The following is a 17,663-nucleotide window of genomic DNA, read 5'->3' on the forward strand; positions in this document are numbered from 1 at the left end:
CGTGACCGAGGCTGTAGGATAAGTGTGTCCGGGGGAAGGGGCAGCTTGGCCATCAGCGGCTTTGTGCAACAGAGCCCCCTTTGGACCATGCAAAACAAGCCTGGCGATGTTCCAGAACCAAGGCGTCAGTATCGGCAGCAGTCTGGAGTGCTGCTGGCGTTTAACTATGAGCGGACAGCGACGCTAGGTATTTTGCAGCACGGTCCCGAAATGCAAAAGAACCTTGCAGCTTTGCGTCCGCAATGGCGCGGCCAAGAGCGCGGCGGGCAATGTCGTGACGCCCGCATCCTTCAGCCAGACGTGCGTGAAAGCGGTGCAGTTCTGCGCTGTACCAGCGCTCGCCGGTCATGCGTTCGCAGGCATAGGCGCGACGTATTGCCTGAAGGCCTTTCTCGGCCTCGCCCTGACGGGCGGCAACTTCGGCGAGAAGGCCAAGGTTAAAGGGCTTTGTCAGGCGCATATCTATCGCGGCATAGGCCTTCATTCCCGCCTCGATCCGGCTCACGCCCGATGCTTCACCCTGCATCGCCTGTGCCCACCCCGCCAGCATCTGGCCGGACGGCTCCCAGAAGGTGACATTTTCCCGGTGACACAGCGCAATGAGCGCCTCGGATCGGATCAAGCAAAGCCGCGCGTCGCCACGGAGACGGGCGCAGACTGCACCGGCCCAAAGTGCCTGCGCCTGCGCAAAGGGTTGGCCTAGCCGCTCGGCCCGCGTGGTGGCGGCGGCAATGTGATACTCTGCTTCCGTCTCCTGACCGCGCATTTCGCAAAAGCACGCCGCATATTGGTGACATACGACCTCGGGGTCCTCGACCAGCAGTATATTGGCGCCATCTGCCCCGCCGCGGCGCGCGATTTCGAGCGTGGCAGAGATCCGCGCCGGGCAGGCATGCAACGCCCCGGCAAAGAAGTGGGTCTGGCCGATGGCGTTATGCGCGGTCATTGCCAACTGGGCGGGCGCGTCGTCCGCGAGGGCCACAAGCCCATTCGCGACGCTCTTTGCGCGGTCCAATTCGGCCCGGGTCACCAGATCATTCCACAGACCGGCCAAGACCGGGATCGTACCGGCAGGGTCGCTGACCCGGGTCGCCAGCAGGCCGGCACGGTCATAAATCTCGCGGAGTGCGGTGCCCGTGAAGCCCTGAGAACTGGTCAGGCTCGCAGCCAACCCTAGAAGGGCGTGCAACTCTGATCTCTGTGCCTCGCTATCGGTTTCGGCTGAGCGGGCGTGCAGAGCTAACGCCTTGTGGAATTGTTCTTCTGCGTCTGATGCCGCGCCACGTTCCAGTGCCTGTTGGCCAGAAATGGTTCGGTAGTGCGCCGCACGCGACCAGTCTGCGCCGCGCTCGAACTGGTCCGCCAGTGTTGGCGCAATTTCGGTGACGGCAGGGCCATGGCCCGCCTCCAGTCGCAGCCCGATACGGCGGTGCGTGCCCTGCCGATTGGCCGCCGGAAGCCCTTCGTAAAGGGCTGCATGGTGCAACGCGTGCCGAAAGGCATATCGCGTGGCAACACTCCCGTCGGGCCTGACATCCAGCCCCGCATGGGAAATGAAGCGGCGGTTTCGCGCCAGATTTTCCAGTTGCCGCTCGGCCGCTTCCAGCGCGTGCTGATCGTCGGCCAGGTCTGGCGCCGAAAAGGTCTGCCCTGCCACGCTGGCCGTTTCCAGCAAGGCGCGTTCTTCTGGAGATAGCCGGCTTACCCGATCACTTTCGATGAGGGTCCGGATGCTGGGCGCGAGGCCCAAAACGAGGTCTTCCGGCGTCGTCTTGAGTTGCCATCTCAGACCGTCATAACCGACATGTCCCTGCATCAGCCAGTGGTCCACGGCCTCATCGACGAGGATCGCATGTCCTTCGGTTCGCCGAAAAACGGCCTCGGCGAGAGCCGGGGGAAACTGGTGGCCCGGGAAGCGTTGCGCAAGATACGCTGCCACTGCAGCGGCATCCAGGCCGCCGAGAGCTACCGAAAGCACGTCGGACTGGCGGCTGAGCTGACCCAGAGCTTCTGACATTTCGCTTGTGCGGTCCACTTCCTCGTCCCGGTAGGTTCCAAGGACCAAGAGCCGGGCAGGGGTTCTTTGCAGACCCCAGGTGACCAGCCAGGCCAAGGTGCTGGGATCGGCCCAATGCAGATCCTCCAGCAGAAGAACGCCGGGGCGTCCTCTGGTCAGACGCTCCATAAGGGCTGTAAACTCACGGCGCATCGTGGCGGGTTTGTCGGGATCGACGCTGAAGGGGGCTGTGTCCCTTGGCGCGTCCGATCCCGGAAGCAGCGCAGCCCAGGTTGGCGCCACCTTAGGCAGAAGGCGCGCCAGCGTGTCGCCTTCCGGCCCGGCACCGAGTTCGGACAAGGCATCGAGCAGCAGGCCATAGGGCTCCCGAGCCCCGGGATGGGCAAGGGCCTGCCCCCGTACCGTCCAGAGCGGCGTGCGCTGGGGGAGGCTCGCGATGAAAGTCTCAACCAGCCGCGTCTTGCCAGCGCCCGCTTCGCCTGAGACGAGGACAACGGCCCGTTGGCCGCCCCATGCGGCGGAGGCTTTGTCATTCAGCGCCTCCAGTTCCTGCTCGCGACCGACGCAGAGCGCGCGATCTTCGGGGGGGAGGGCGGATGTTTCATTGCGCAGGTGTATCTGCCGGGCGAGCCGATAGCCTTGCCGTCCAACCGTCTCGATGAGGTCGGCCCCTTCATGAGAGGTCGACAGCAGGCGGCGGAGCTCTCGGATGCACTGCTTGGGGCCGGCGTGGCTACCGTGGCTGACGCCCCAGACCATGCGGCGCAGCTCTTCCTGGCTGACGACTTCGCCTTGACGTTCCACCAGGGCGGCCAACACGGCCAGCGTTTTGGGACGCAGTGGAAGCTCGGTGCCGTCAAGCGACAAAAGCCCCCGCGAGTGATCCAACGTGATGTCCTTAAAGCTCATGACCGATCGGTGATTCCAGATTTTTTAGATGCGACCGGGTGAGACCAGTCGCGAAAAAGAATGCTTTGAGCATGGGTTACACCAATTTTGAACCCCGGGCCACTTTGTTTGAATTGAGGGTTGCCCGATACCGGTTGCGCTAAGGCTGGCAACGGGAGAGCTCGGATGAAGGGCATGAAGGCATGAGCAGATTGGATGTGACACTTGGTTTCTGCGAAGGAGTATTGAGCGAAAGATCGCTCTACCGGCGCGCTGCCTCACCCTTCCTGCGCCGTCTGATGATGCTAGGGGCGCTCGGCATCTGCATGGCCGCGCCGGGGCGTGCGCAGGACCTGACAGATATGAACCGCGCGCTTTCCGGGCAGACCGTGATCTTACAGCGATATGCGCCACCGCCGCAGGTCGGATCGGTCGAGATCGGGGTCGAGGATGAACGTGAGCAGATCGACATGCAAAAGGCCGAGCGGATCAGTTTCCGCCTGAATTCGGTCACGGTCGAGGGCGGGGGCACGCTTTCTGCCGCCAACCTTGCGGCGATCTGGCAGGGGCGGATCGGCAGCCAGATCACGCTTGCCGAGCTTTACCGCATCGCCGATGCGGTGGATGCGGCCTACCTCGCGGCGGGCTTTTTCTCAAAGACCGTGGTGCCGGTGCAGGACTATGCCGACGGGCAGATCCGCCTGCGGGTTTTCGAGGGCTATGTCGACCGGATCGAGATCGACAGTGAAATTCCCGGTATCGACGCGCGGCTGGCACCCTACCTGCAACGGATCCTCGCGATGCACCCCATCCGAGTCAGCGATGCCGAGCGCGAGCTGCTATTGATGAGCGACCTTGCAGGGCTGGTGATCGAGGGCACGTTCATACGCCCCGAGGGGGCGAGCGGCGGCGGGGTGCTGCACCTTGAAATCACTCATGACCGCAGCAGCGGGATGATCGCTCTGGATAATTTCGGGACAGACGCGGTGGGTCCGCTGCAACTGGCCAGCATTTTGGAACTCAACGATGTCTACCGGCAGTTTGAAAGCACGAACCTGACCGGCGTATTGACGCCCGTCGACCACAGGCAGATGGCGCTGATCCAGTTCGGCCAAAGCTATCCGGTTGGATCTTCAGGGCTCATCGCGCGCTACAACCTGGTCTATCTGCGTCAGCGTCCGGGCGGCGATCTGGCCGATCTGGGGATCGACGTGACATCGGCGGTGGCAACGGCGGGCCTGTCCTATCCCTTTGTTCGCTCATTGGATTGGAACCTCTGGGGCGCGGCCGATGTGACGTTCCGCAATGACGATGTCGATGTCATGGGCGAAGCCGTGTCGCGCAGCCGGTCCCGCTGGGCCAGCTTCTCGCTGCAATATGACCGCAGCTTCGAAACGGGCACGTTCAGCGCCCAAAGCGCGTTCAACATCGGCACGGCCTCTGACCTTGACGTCGGGGAGGTGCCCGGCGATTTCCGCTTCGTGACCGGGGGGCTGGAATACAGCCATCCTTTCGGCGACAAGACTGCCATCTCATTCCAGACCATGGGGCAGTATTCGGGACGCGAATTGCCCGGCGCGGTCAAGCTCGGGGTCGGCGGCGACCCCTATGGGTTCGGTTTCGACAACGGCACCATCTCGGGTGACAACGGCCTGGCCGCAGCGGCGCGCCTCAGCCACGATTTCGAAACAGACATGGCGCAACTGCCGACCCTCTCGACGTCGCTATTCGTCGATTACGGCAAGGTCTGGCACGAGGCCCCGGACGATGGCCCGCAGACCGAATATCTGGGTTCCTACGGGGTCGGTCTGGGCGGGATGCTGAACGAGCGGGTCAGTTTCCAGCTGGCCGCGACCCTGCCCTGGACGCATTCGGCTTCGGTGGACGAGCCGGGGGGCAAACTACTTTTCCAACTTGTCATGCCGCTGTGAAATCAGTCGCTCACGGCCCCCTCGCAGGGGCCGTGACAGGATCAAGGCCCGCCGGATGCGGGAGGGGAATGACAGGGTCGTGCGAAATCGGCCTGTCCTGCCCCGTGCTATGCTAGACTCGTTCGAGGCCTCGCGCCTCGGATCGCCAATTTCAGGCCGGAATTTCAGGCCAGAGGGGGTTTCATGCGCAATCACATCGGGGCCCTCGGCCTATGTCTAGGTCTTGTCCCTTTTTCGGCCACGGCTGGGGATGATGGGCTGCCGTTGCCGTCCTCCCTGCCGCTGCTGGATTACCAGTCCCAGCTTTATCCCTTCATCGCCGGGCGTGCGTTCGCGGCTAAAGGCTGGGTCCGGGACAAGCGCTGGCGCGATACCGGGCCCTTTGTCTTGGGCACCTCCTATGGCATCCACCCGGCCGTGCGGATCTATTATTCGCCCGAGGTGATCACTTGGCTTGAAGGCGGGCGACAGGGGGCGGTGCCCGACGGCGCGATGGTGGTCAAGGAAATGGCGACGCCCCCGGCCGCGCGTTACATGACCTACCGGGAGATGCTGGAATACCTGCATCCCGACGACCCCGAGGCGGTCGAGGCGCAGATGCTCGAATTCCTGCGCAAGGACGGGGGCCTGAACTGGACCGTCATGGTCAAGGACAGCGCGGTATCCTACGGCGGCTGGTTCTTTGCCTCGGTCGATGCCTCGGCCGAAATCGACGATTTCGCGCCTCCCTATGCGCCGGCCTCGGGGCAGGCCGGGGATGGTCTGTGCATGCGCTGTCACGCCTCTGCCGCCGAAGAGCTGGTGTTCTCGGCGCTCGACAATGTCGAGGGCTATCCCGGCGAGCCGCTGAACTTTCGCGTGGACGAAAGTTGGCGCAACATGACCGATCAGCCGGTCGGCGCGATGAACCTGCCGATCCAGCAATACCCCGGCCAAGGACAGTCCGTGGCCGCGCTGATCGAGGATTACTTTCACAACGATGACGCCTACGACAAATCCAATGCGGGCGCCGGGGGCGATCCTGTCCGGCGCTCCACCGCGAACCCGGCTTTCGTTCAGATATTCCCGCCCGTGGACGGGATCGCGGTCGAGGCAAGCGCGGTACATCCGATGCCCAGCCAGTGGCTGGACCATGTGCCGTCGCGCCCGGACGGTCCGCAACATTTCCTGACCTCGGACAATTGTCTTGGTTGTCACGGCGGCCTTGGCGGCGCGCCTTCGGGGATCGCGATGTTCCTGCAGACAGGACCCGATTACGGCGACGGCTACGACATCTCGGAATATAGCGAATGGCGCTGGTCTCCCATGGGGCTCGCGGGGCGCGATCCGGTGTTCTTCGCGCAGCTTGAAAGCGAATTTGCCCTGTTGGAACAGGCGGGCTCTGGCGATCTGACCGATGCGCTGGGAACGACCTGCCTGTCCTGCCACGGGGCCATGGGGCAGCGGCAGTTGCAGATCGACGCCAAGGCCAGCCCGGAGGCCGGTCTTGATCCCAATGCCTTCAAGCTGGATTACATGGCGCTGCATGCACCGCTGACCGAGGCCGAGGACGCCCGGCAGAAGGCCGATGGCAGCTTTGCCTATCATCAATACGGCAACCTTGCCCGCGACGGGGTGTCCTGCGCGGTCTGTCACCATATCGCCCCGCCGGAACGGGCCGAGGGGCAGCCGGATTACAACACGCTCGACACCTACCTGATGAACGGCACCACCGGGCGCTTTCGCATGACCGAAGCCGACCGCCTGATCGGTCCCTATTCCGACGTGCGCACGAAGCCGATGGAACATGCCATGGGGATCACCCCGGTGCAGGACGATTACATCAAGGACAGCGAGCTTTGTGGGGCCTGCCACACCATCAACCTGCCCAACGTCGATGCCGATACCTCGGTGCCGCTGGACGGCTATACCGAGGCGGATCAGGCGGTGTTCAACCGGGCGGCCAGCAATGGCGCGGATTTCCTCAAGGACAGCTACGGCGTGACCTATCCCGAGGGGCTGACCGATTTCCAGCATTCGGTGGAACAGGCGACCTATCTTGAATGGGTCAACAGCAGCTACAGCGAAGAGGCGAGCGCGCAATCCTGTCAGGATTGCCACATGAAATCCGACTTCCGCAGCGCAGATGGCACTTTGGCGTTGGACGGGATCACCACGCAGATCGCCACCATTCAGGACACCACCCTGCCGGAAGTCGCCAATCTTTTGCCGCAGGACGAGGTCAACGTGCCGATGCGCGGCGGCTACCGGCGGCACGGCTTTGTCGGCCTCAATGTCTTTATGGTCGAGATGATGCGCCAGTTCCGCACCGAAATGGGCCTGTCCCAGACCCAGCCCATGACCTACGCCACGAATGGTGCGCAGCTTTCGATCGACACCATGGCGCAGCAGGCCCGCGAAGAGACGGCCGATATCGGGCTGTCGCTTAGCCTTGGGGCCGAGGGGATCGTGGCCGATGTCACCGTGACCAACCTCACGGGGCACCGGCTACCTTCGGGCGTGGGGTTCCGGCGCGCCTTTCTCGAACTGCGCGCGCTGGACGGGGCGGGCAAGACGTTCTGGTGTTCTGGCTGTACCGACGGGGCAGGGGTGATCGTGGATGGCGATCAGACGCCGCTCAGCACGGAGTTCCTCGACCAGCAGCCCGAAGGGGCGGAAATGGCGCTGTTCCAGCCGCATCACCGTGTGGTCACGGCGCAGGATCAGGTGCAGATCTACGAAGAGTTGACCCGCAACGCCGAAGGGGCCTTTACCACCAGTTTCGTGCATCGCGTCTCGCACCCCAAGGACAACCGCCTGTTGCCCCATGGCGCGCTGACACCGGGCACGCCGGCTTTCGTCGCCAAGTTCGGCGACAGCGAGGTCACCTCTGCCTTCATGAAGGCCACGCTTCCCGAGGGCGGCGCGGTTGATGACCCGGATTTCATCGCCGGATCGGACCGGGTCGAATACCGTATCCCCCTGCCGGCGGGCAGCGATCCGGCCGACATCACGGTGAAAGCAACGCTCTATTCGCAGGCCATTCCGCCCTATTATCTCAAGCAACGCTTCGAGACGGCGCCCGGAGGGCCCGCTACCCGGCGGCTGTACTATCTTGCCAGCCACCTTCAGACCGAGGGCACGCTGATCGAGGATTGGAAACTCGCCACCGGCAGCGCCACGGCAAAGCTGCCTTGATCCGTTGTCGTGCTCACGCAAAGCGGGCGGTCCATGGGTATTCAGACCGGCTATCTTGCTGGAACCGCAATATCGCACACCAACCTTTGCGTTACAGGTCCGTCATTATACCGGAATTGAACCGTTGATCCACTGGAGGGAGGCTCGGCCTGCCGCTTACATAGCCGCAGATCCCTTTTCGTCACAGGCGCTCTATACAATTCGGCTTTCGTATTAAAGCCTTACAAGAGGAACATTCCATTGACCGTCTTTCGATTTCCGACCTTCTTCTCGGCGGCCCTCGGGGGCGCGGTGCTGACCTGTGCCTCCATGGCGGCGGCCGATACCGGGGTCTGCATTCCGGATCCCGCAGCCCTGATGAAGACCCCGATGGGGCCGGATGCGCCGCTGCCCGATGCGTTGGCTGCGCAATTGGATGCGGCCGTGCGCGCGGCCCTGCCGCTGGCCGCCGCGCCGGGGATCATCGCGGGCGTGCAGACCCCCGAGGGCCGGTGGACCGCAGCCTACGGCGTGGCGGATCCCGAGACGGGGAGGGCAATGCAAACAGGCCTGCACACCCGGATCGGCTCGCTTACCAAAACCTTCACCGGCACCCTGCTGATGCAGCTCGCGGACAGCGGCGCGCTGTCGCTGGATGACCCGATCTCGGCCTATGTCGAAGATATCCCGAACGGCGAACGCATTTCCCTGCGCATGCTGGCCAACATGACCAGCGGGCTGCCCAACTACACGCTGACCGATGCCTTCTGGGCCGATTTCGCTGCCGACTCCGGGCGGGTCTACACGCCGGAGGATCTGCTGTCCTACATCGCCACCGAGCCGCCGCTGTTCGAGCCGGGCGCGCGGTTCGACTATTCCAATACCAACACCGTGCTGTTGGGGCTGGTGATCGAACAGGTCACCGGGCAGCCCATCGGCGATACCCTGCGGACAGAGATCATCGAGCCGCTCGGCCTTGGCGCGACGGTCTGGCCGGGCCGGTCGGCCGACTTGCCCGAGCCGCTGGCGCGTGGCTTTACCCTGCAAGGCGACGATGTTTCGCCCGACGCGCCATTGGAGGCGACGTTCTGGAATCCGTCCTGGGGCTGGACGGCGGGCGAGATGATCTCGACGCTCGACGACCTGTTGGTCTACGGGCAGGCGCTGGCCAGCGGGCAGGGTTTGCTGAGCGAGGTGGCGCAGGCAGAGCGGCTGGCCTCGATCCCCGCGAACGGCGGCTACGGCATCGGGCTGGTCTGCGCCGGTGGCTGGATCGGCCATACCGGCTCGTTGCCCGGCTACAACACGACGCTCTACCACGATGCCAACAGCGCCACGACGGTGGTGGTTCAGGCCAACAGCGACATCCCCGCGGGCGATTGCGGCGACATGGATGTCCTGCCCGACAACTCAGAAGACGCCGTCTGCGCGACGCCGGCGACGCGGGTCTTCATCGCGCTCTCGTCAGCACTCGGGAACGAATTCGTCCAGCCCTCGGCAGACTAGGGCGACGACTGGGTGCGGAGGAGTCCCCCCCGCACCCGCCAAACATCAGCAAGCGGATCGGCGGCAGTGATGAACGCCGGACGACGCCCTGTCCTCGGGGCGGCGGAGCAATTTCGTTGAGCGAAATAAATTGATTGAAGGAAAGGTTTGACATGCGCAGATACCAACTTCTGCTTTCGGTGGCTGTTATTTCAACCGGAGCCTTCCAACCCGGACGGGCACGCGCGGATTGCACCACATCCGGGGATACGGCGACCTGTACAGGGGGGCTGTATTCCGGGCGGGGTGTCGAATACGAAAACGCCTTTGCGAATGGCCGGGCAATCGAATCCCTCATCGTCAGGGACATGAACCGGGATATCGAGACGCCGCAAAACCCCGCTGGCGTCCTGCTTTCGTGGAGCAGCGGCATCGAGGCGGGCACGCTTGACGGTGTGAACAGCCTCGACCTTGGTCTCAGCTTCGATGCCGGGAGCTTTGGCATCAACGGCGAGAAAGGCAAATTCCGGTATGGCGTGGCGGCCAGATCCCTCGGGGCGGGCGGTCTGGATAGCGCCGCTGCCCTCCGAAGCACGGACAACGGCGGGCACGGCGGCGACGGCGGCTCTGTGACGGTCGACATGCGCTCGGGCTATATCAGTCTCAACTCGCCTCAGGCGGCCGGGGTCGTTGCCCTGTCAAGAGGCGGCGCAGGCGGCTCTGCCGGACGGGCAGAGGCGCTTCTGGACAGCACGTCGGGCGGCACAGGCGGCACGGGTGGCGCCGGGCGCACCGCCGAGGTCACAGTGCGCAGCCAAGGCATTTCGGTCATCGGTGATCTGGCGCAGGGCGTGGTGGCGCAATCCAGCGCCGGGGCCGGGGGCAACGGCGGGGACGTGTCGAGCGGGGGCGCGGACAACACGGCTGGCAACGGGGGGCAGGGCGGCGAGGGCGGACGCGCGCAGGCTGTCGTCTGGTCCGGTCCCGTCGATGTCTCGGGGCGCAGTGCCCTGGGCATCGGCAGTTATTCGACCGGGGGCGATGGTGGCCGCGGCGGCACCGCGGCGCAGTTGGGGCAGGCGGTCACGGGCGGACAGGGCGGCGCGGGTGGCAGCGCCGGGATTGCTGCGACCAACGTGGATGCCGTGAGCGTCACCGCCTCGGGCGAAGACGCCCACGCCATCGTGGCGTACTCCAAGGGCGGAAATGGCGGGGACGGTGGCCATTCCTTGCTGGGCCTGACCACGGTCACCGGCGGCAGGGGCGGCGACGGAGGGGCTGGGGAATATACCTCGCTGACCCTGAATGGCGGGCAGGCTTCGGCAACAGGCGATGGGGCCGTGGCGGTGTCGGCCATCAGTCAGGGCGGCGCGGGCGGTACGGGCGGGAACGCCCAGGACCACTATGAAACGGATGACCTCAAGACCGGTGCCACAGGCGGGCGCGGTGGAACAGGTGCCAGCGCCGGGGCGGTTTACGTCGCAATCCAAGACAGCGACATCAGCGCCAGCGGCACGGATGCCATCGGGGTCGAGGTCAGGTCGATCGGCGGTCAGGGCGGCGCTGGGGGCGACGGGGTCGCCGGCGGCGCGCTGGCCAATGGTGGCCGTGGCGGTGCGGGCGGTGACGGCTCGGACGTGGAGCTGCTCTTGATCGGCGGAGAGATCAAGGTTGACGGCGATGCCGCGGCCGCGGTGCTTGTGCAGAGTCAGGGCGGCGACGGAGGCGCGGGTGGCGATGCCTCAACGATTGCCGGTGATGTGAAGGGCGGTCTGGGAGGGGCCGGCGGCGCTGCGGGATCGGTGACGGTCACCACCACATCGCGCACCAGCATCACGACGACGGGAAGCGGCGCACAGCACGGCATCCTCGCGGAATCCCTTGCCGGTCAGGGTGGAACGGGCGGTGGCGGATCCACCGGCATAGGCAAGGGGACCGGCGGCGATGGCGGAAGCGCCGGCAGCAACGCGGCCACGGTTACCGCCTCCATCGACGCGGATATCACGACCGTCGGAGAAGAGGCGCAGGGCCTCGTCGCGCGCAGCTACGGCGGGGCCGGCGGCGATGGCGGCGACGGCGTAGGCGTGATCGGCGACGGGAACGGCGGGGCCGGTGGCAGCAGCAGCGCGGGCGGCAATGTCCAGTTGACCTTCAGCGGCAGTATCGCCACCGCCGGGGATGGCGCGGGCGCGATCCTCGCCCAGAGTATCGGTGGTTTCAGCGGCAACGCCGGGGCATCGGGCGGATTCCTTGCCTATGGCGCAGGCAGCCAAAGCGCGGGCGACAGCGGGATGGTGACGGCCGCTATCCTTTCCGGCGCCGTGCTGACCACCCGAGGCTCGGATGCCAACGCCATCATGCTTCAAAGCATCGGCGGCGGTGGCGGCGTTGCAGGAAGCAGCTCTGGCGCCGGGGCGCTTGGCGGCACCGGCTCCTCCGGCGGCGACGGTTCGGCGGTCAAACTGACCACGGGCGACATTCAGATCGAGACCTTCGGCGACAGCAGCCGTGGCATCAGCGCGACCAGCCACGGCGGCGGCGGCGGTGACGGCGGCGGTGCGGGGGGCATTGTCTCGATCGGCGGCGCCTCGGGCAGCGGAGGCGACGGTGGCACCGTCGAGGTCGAGACAACGGCCCAGATCATCACCCACGGTGACTCGGCGGACGGGCTGCACGCCCAATCCATCGGCGGTGGCGGTGGCAGCGCCGACGGCACCGGCGGGGTCGTCGCCGTGGGCGGGACCGGCGGCGGCGGCGGCGACAGCGATGCGGTTTCGGTTCTGGCCGGTGGCAGCATCCTGACGGAAGGCCGGGATGCCGACGGGGTCTTCGCGCAAAGCATCGGTGGCGGCGGCGGCGACGGAGCCTGGGCAACCTCCCCCGATGGCGTGGCCTCGCTGGCGGTTGGCGGTCAAGGCGGCGCGGGCGGCGATGCCGGCGAGGTCACCTTTGCCGATGTTGACCCCGACGCGGCGGCTTACCTGATCCAGACAACGGGCGAACGCGCGCGGGGCATCTTTGCGCAAAGCATCGGTGGTGGCGGCGGCGACGGGGGGCAGGCGCTGACGGTGGGGGATATCAACATTGCCGTTGGCGGCAGCGGCGATGCAGGGGGCGACGGCGCGGCGGTCGATGTCACGACCGGGGCCCACATAAGCACCTCCGGCAACCTTTCCACCGGCATTTCCGCGCAATCCGTCGGCGGCGGCGGCGGGTCTGGCGGCCAGTCGATCGAGGTCGCAAACGGGCCGATGACGATCAGCGTCGGGGTCGGCGGTAGCGGCGGGTCCGGCGGCGTCGGCAGCACCGTCAACGTGGATACATCCGGCAATATCTCGACCTCGGGTCAGATCGCCGATGCCATTTCGGCCCAATCCATCGGCGGCGGCGGCGGCACTTCGGGCCAGTCGCTTAGCGTGACAGGCGTTACGATGGGCAATGTGGCGACGACGGTCGGCGGCGCTGGCGGCGCGGGCAATCACGCCGACGCGGTTTCGGTCTCATCGAGCGGAACCCTGACGACCGAGGGCGATGCCTCGAACGGGATCATGGCGCAATCGATCGGCGGCGGTGGCGGGGCCTCGAAGGTAGCGGGCACCATCACGGCCATCGGCGGCACCGGATCGGTCTCGACGACGGTCGGCGGACAGGGCGGCGCGGCCGGTGATGGCGGGGATGTGAGCGTCGATGCCGATGGATCGATCGTGACCGCCGGGGACAATTCCGACGGGATCCTTGCCTCGAGCATCGGCGGCGGTGGCGGCAGCAGCGCTGAAACCTATTCCATCACGGCGCTGACCACGGCCAGCATCCAGACGACTGTGGGCGGATCGGGCGGCAGCAGCGGCTCGGCAGGCGATGTCGATGTCACCTCGAATGCGTTCATCCATACGGCGGGAGACCAGAGCGCCGGTATCGCCGCCCAGAGCGTTGCGGGCTCTGGCGGTAAGTCGGGCACGGTCCTGAACGGCTCGTTGTCGGTGGGGGCTGTCAACACCACCGTTGGCGGATCGGGCGGCGATGGCGGCGTGGCGGGGGATGTGACCCTGTTCAACACCGGCATGATCATCACCGAGGGCAGCCATTCCGAGGCGATCTCGGCGCAAAGCATCGGTGGCGGCGGCGGCACGGCCAAGGGGGCCATCACCGGCGCCATCGGGGTCGGGGCCATTGATGTCACCTTTGGCGGCGACGGCGGCAACGCCGGGAGGGCGGGCGACGTCTCGGTCACCTCGGAAGGAGATGTGCTGACCTTTGGGTCCTATTCCGGGGGCATCCTGGCCCAAAGCCAGGGCGGCGCAGGCGGCCAGGGCGGATTATCGATCGAAGGCAGCCTGACGGCCGGGGAAATCTCGGGCGCGGCGAATGTCACCGTGGGCGGGGGCGGTGGATCCGGCGGCGCGGCGGGCAATACCGTGGTAGCCAACAGCGGCGATATCCAGACTTTGAACTACGGATCGGCGGCAATCACCGCGCAATCTGTGGGGGGCAATGGCGGCGCGGCAGGCAACGTCATTACCGGCAATGTCAATCTCAGCACCGAAGCGGGGGGCGAGGTCAATGTCGATGTCGGCGGTCCCGGCGGCGACGGGGCCGTCGCTGGCACGGTCACGGTCGACAATTCCGGCAACCTCTATACGCGAAGCTACAATTCCACCGGTATCGTGGCGCAGTCCATCGGCGGCAATGGCGGGGTTGGCGGCTCGGTCTACAGCGTCTCGGGCGAGATCGAAAAGGCCAGCTCTGTCGCTGTTGGTGTCGATGTCGGCGGCGATGGCGGAACCGGCATGGATGCCGATGACGTGGCCGTCACGAACGCTGGCACCATCACGACCATCGGGGACGGCTCTGCCGGGATCATTGCACAGTCGATCGGCGGCGGCGGCGGCATCGCCGGGAACACCGCGAACTTCGATCTGGACCTGACCGGCTTGGTCAAGGGGTCCACCGTTACGGTGACCTCGAATATCGATGTCGGTGGCGATGGCGGGGCTGGCGGATACGGCCGGGCCGTGACGGTCCAGAACAGCGGCAACATCACGACCAGCGGCGAAAGCGCGTCGGGCATCGTGGCGCAGTCCATCGGTGGCGGTGGCGGCTATGGCGGCAGCGCCTCGAGCCAAAGCGTCAACCTGGGGACCTTGTGCAAGCTGAGCAAGCTGTTGGCGATCTACGAGTGCGGGGCCGATGGCGACACCAAGGTCAAGGTCGAGCTGAGCCTTGAAATCGGCGGGTCGGGCGGCGCTGGAAGCGATTCCGACGTGGTGACAGTCGGGAACTCGGCGGATATTGCCACGTCGGGCCGGTTGTCACACGCCATCTATGCGCAGTCCATCGGCGGCGGTGGCGGAACCGGTGGCGAGGGCGATCTGGGAACGAACAGCTGGTTGACCGGCGATGATGATGACGACAGTGTCGGGGCCGGCGTTCCCAGCTTCCTTGAAAGCACCAGCGTCGATATCGCGATTGGCGGAACGGGCGGCGAAGCGGCCGATGGCGGTGCGGTGTCCATCACCAACACGGGGCGGCTGTTCACCGAAGGCGAGTCCGCTTACGGTGTCTTCGCCCAGTCCATCGGCGGTGGCGGTGGCCACGGCGGCGCCGGGTCGGGCGGTTTGCTCAATATCTTCACCCTTGGCAATTCTGGCAGCGGCGGCGGCGATGGCGCGCAGGTCGATGTGGTCAATGGTGGCACCATCGCCACCACGGGCTCCGGTGGCGTGGGGATCTTTGCCCAGTCGCTTGGCGGCGGCGGCGGCGCGGCGGGCGATATCGAAAAGGCCCTGACCTTTAACTTCCTCGATCTGAACATCGGGGCCGGGGTCGGTATTCAGGAGAATGCCGGGGAGGGTGGCGACAGCGGCACTGTCAATGTCACCAGTGGCTGGATCTGGACCACCGGCGAGGCGGCGCATGGGATCGTGGCCCAATCGACAGCCGGGGCCGGGGGTATCTCTTCGATCTCGGGCGCGCTTGAGGGCGGGCCGACCACCTTTGCCGGCAGCAATGGCGCCAAGGGCAGCTCGGGGGATGTCAACGTGACTGTCGACGGCGGGATCACCGTTACCGGCGAGCAGGCCCACGGCATCTTTGCGCAATCGGCTTCCGGCGGGGTGGTCGGTTCCAACGCCGTCGATGCGACGGATACCAGCGGCGACGTCACGGTGACGGTCGACGGCAACGTCGCGGCTCTGGGCGAAGGTGGCCGCGCCATCCTTGCCCAAAGCTCCAGCCTCTCGGCGGAAAACAATGGGCGCGTGACCATCGACATCGCCTCCGAAGCGACCGTGGAGACGGCCGTAGACGGGGCCGAGACGATCGCCATTTTCGACGGCAAGGACAATCTCATCACGAACCAGGGCACGATCGTCCATGCGGGCATCGGCACGGGAGCGGACGATTTCGTGATCCGGACCAACGGTATCGGGGCCCTGCTGGTGGACAACCAGGGGATCATCGCGGGATCGGTCCGAAGCGAGAGCAGCAGTGACATGCAGGCGGCGGCGATTACCATTCAGAACGCCGAGGACGCCACGTTCCTGTTCGGGTCCGAGATAAGCCTTGGCGAGGGTGGCAGCATGACCAACGCCGGTTTCGTGGGGCTGGGCAGCACCGCGGCCCCGAGCAGCACCCAGTTCCTAGGGGACTACACCCAGACGGGCGAGGGTCAGTTGGGCATTACCGTGATCGCCGCGCAGGAAGACGGCACCGCCGCCAGCGCCGACCTGCTGGAGATCGATGGATCGGCCGATCTTGCGGGATCGGTGAAGGTCAACATGGACGTCGGTGAGAACCCGATGGGCGGCGCGCAGACGACCGACGCCTTCCTCACCACGACCGGTGAGCTGACGGATTCGGGCCTCTCGGTGGAGTCTTCGGTGATCGGCCGGTATAGCCTGAACTGGGATACGCCGAACGCCGTTGCGCTGGACTACGAGCTTGATTTCAGCGCGGCCACGGCGCTAGCGGCGGTCCATGGATCCAACGAGTCGCTATCGTTGCACCTGCAGGAATTGTACATGGCAGGGGCGGTGTCGCGCGAGGCGCTCAATACGCTTGCCAACATGTCTGATGCCACAACCTACCGCAATGCCATCGCCTCGCTCGGAAGTGGGATCTACACCGACACCCAAGCCAGCTCCCTGCGCGCCAGCCTCAGCTTTGGCGATGCGATGATGAGCTGTTCGCAGCGGGATGGCAGCTACCGGTTCGTGCGGGAAAGCGAATGCGTCTGGGTCCATCTCGGGGCCTCGGACTTCACGCGAGAAGACAACAACGAGGCGCTTGGGTATGACGAGGTCTCCTATGATATCAGTGGGGGCGTCCAGTTCGCTCTTGATAACGATTGGCAGCTTGGCGGCGCGCTCTCTTTCAACCACCGGGCGCTGTCAAAGGGCAGCCTTATGTCGGGCGAAGGCAATATCCTTCAGGCCGGGGCCGTGGCCAAGCGCCAGTTCGGTCCTGCTAGCCTCGCGGCGTCGCTATCCGTGGGATACGGAGCCTTTGACATCACGCGCAATCTGTTCAACGGCGAAACCGCAAGGGGCGAACAGGACATCTGGTCGATATCGGGTCAGGTCCGGAGCGAGTATCTTTTCGAAGCACAGACCTGGTACGCCAAACCGCGCATCGACCTCGGGGTTCATGTCCTCCGGACGGGGTCCGTCAGCGAAACCGGCGCAGAGGGTTTCAACTACCTGATCGACGGGGCGACGAGCACCTACTTCAGCCTGCAGCCTGCGGTGGAGTTCGGGCGTGAATGGACCAATGCCGCTGGCACGCTGTTCCGGCCTTCGATGACCCTTGGCGTGACAAGAATGATCGACGCAGCCGGAGTGGATGCCGATATGCAGTTCGACGCATCGCCTGCCGGTACCTCCAATTTCTCGATCAGTGACGAGTTCGACGAGTTCAGTCTCGACGTGGGTCTGGGCCTCATGATTCTGTCGACGGATAACTTTGTCATGGATGCCGGCGTTTCCGGGCAATTCTCCGAGAATACCAGGCAGGTCAGGATCGACTTTAGGCTCTCTAAAAATTTCTGAAATATCAACTGGGTAAGGGGTATCCCGTCGGAGACATTGCTCTGTGCCAGAAAACGATCTCGAACTGACCTGCCACTGAACTTTCATCCAGCCGGAACCGGAGTCCTTTGGGTTGATACGCCGATTGGCGCAGGTGGAGCA

At 65.2% G+C, this 17,663-nt stretch carries 5 protein-coding genes; 4 read left to right on the forward strand and 1 reads right to left on the reverse strand.

What is annotated here, in order from left to right:
* Positions 1–160: 160 nt before the first annotated feature.
* Positions 161–2,926: an AAA family ATPase gene (locus Q4543_RS21570; RefSeq protein ID WP_303441765.1), complete on the reverse strand. Its 2,766-nt coding sequence runs from the start codon at positions 2,924–2,926 to the stop codon at positions 161–163.
* Between the two features lie 182 nt (positions 2,927–3,108).
* On the opposite strand from Q4543_RS21570, the gene Q4543_RS21575 reads away from it, so the two are divergent.
* The 4 genes from Q4543_RS21575 (at position 3,109) to Q4543_RS21590 (ending at position 17,522) form a co-directional block, all read left to right on the forward strand.
* Positions 3,109–4,836 (forward strand): ShlB/FhaC/HecB family hemolysin secretion/activation protein, encoded by a 1,728-nt coding sequence (locus tag Q4543_RS21575; RefSeq protein ID WP_303441767.1) that lies wholly within the window; start codon positions 3,109–3,111, stop codon positions 4,834–4,836.
* A gap of 264 nt (positions 4,837–5,100) precedes the next feature.
* Entirely contained in the window at positions 5,101–8,013 is a 2,913-nt protein-coding gene (locus Q4543_RS21580; protein ID WP_303441769.1) for a hypothetical protein, read from the forward strand.
* A gap of 240 nt (positions 8,014–8,253) precedes the next feature.
* Positions 8,254–9,498 carry a serine hydrolase gene (locus Q4543_RS21585; RefSeq protein ID WP_303441770.1) on the forward strand — a complete coding sequence of 415 codons (1,245 nt, stop codon included), beginning with the start codon at positions 8,254–8,256 and terminating at the stop codon, positions 9,496–9,498.
* A 152-nt stretch (positions 9,499–9,650) separates the two neighbouring features.
* Complete coding sequence (locus tag Q4543_RS21590) at positions 9,651–17,522, forward strand: autotransporter outer membrane beta-barrel domain-containing protein (protein ID WP_303441771.1); 7,872 nt, start codon at positions 9,651–9,653, stop codon at positions 17,520–17,522.
* The last annotated feature ends 141 nt before the right edge of the window (positions 17,523–17,663 follow it).

It is taken from the genome of Salipiger sp. 1_MG-2023 (assembly GCF_030547555.1).
Taxonomy (GTDB): Bacteria; Pseudomonadota; Alphaproteobacteria; order Rhodobacterales; family Rhodobacteraceae; genus Salipiger.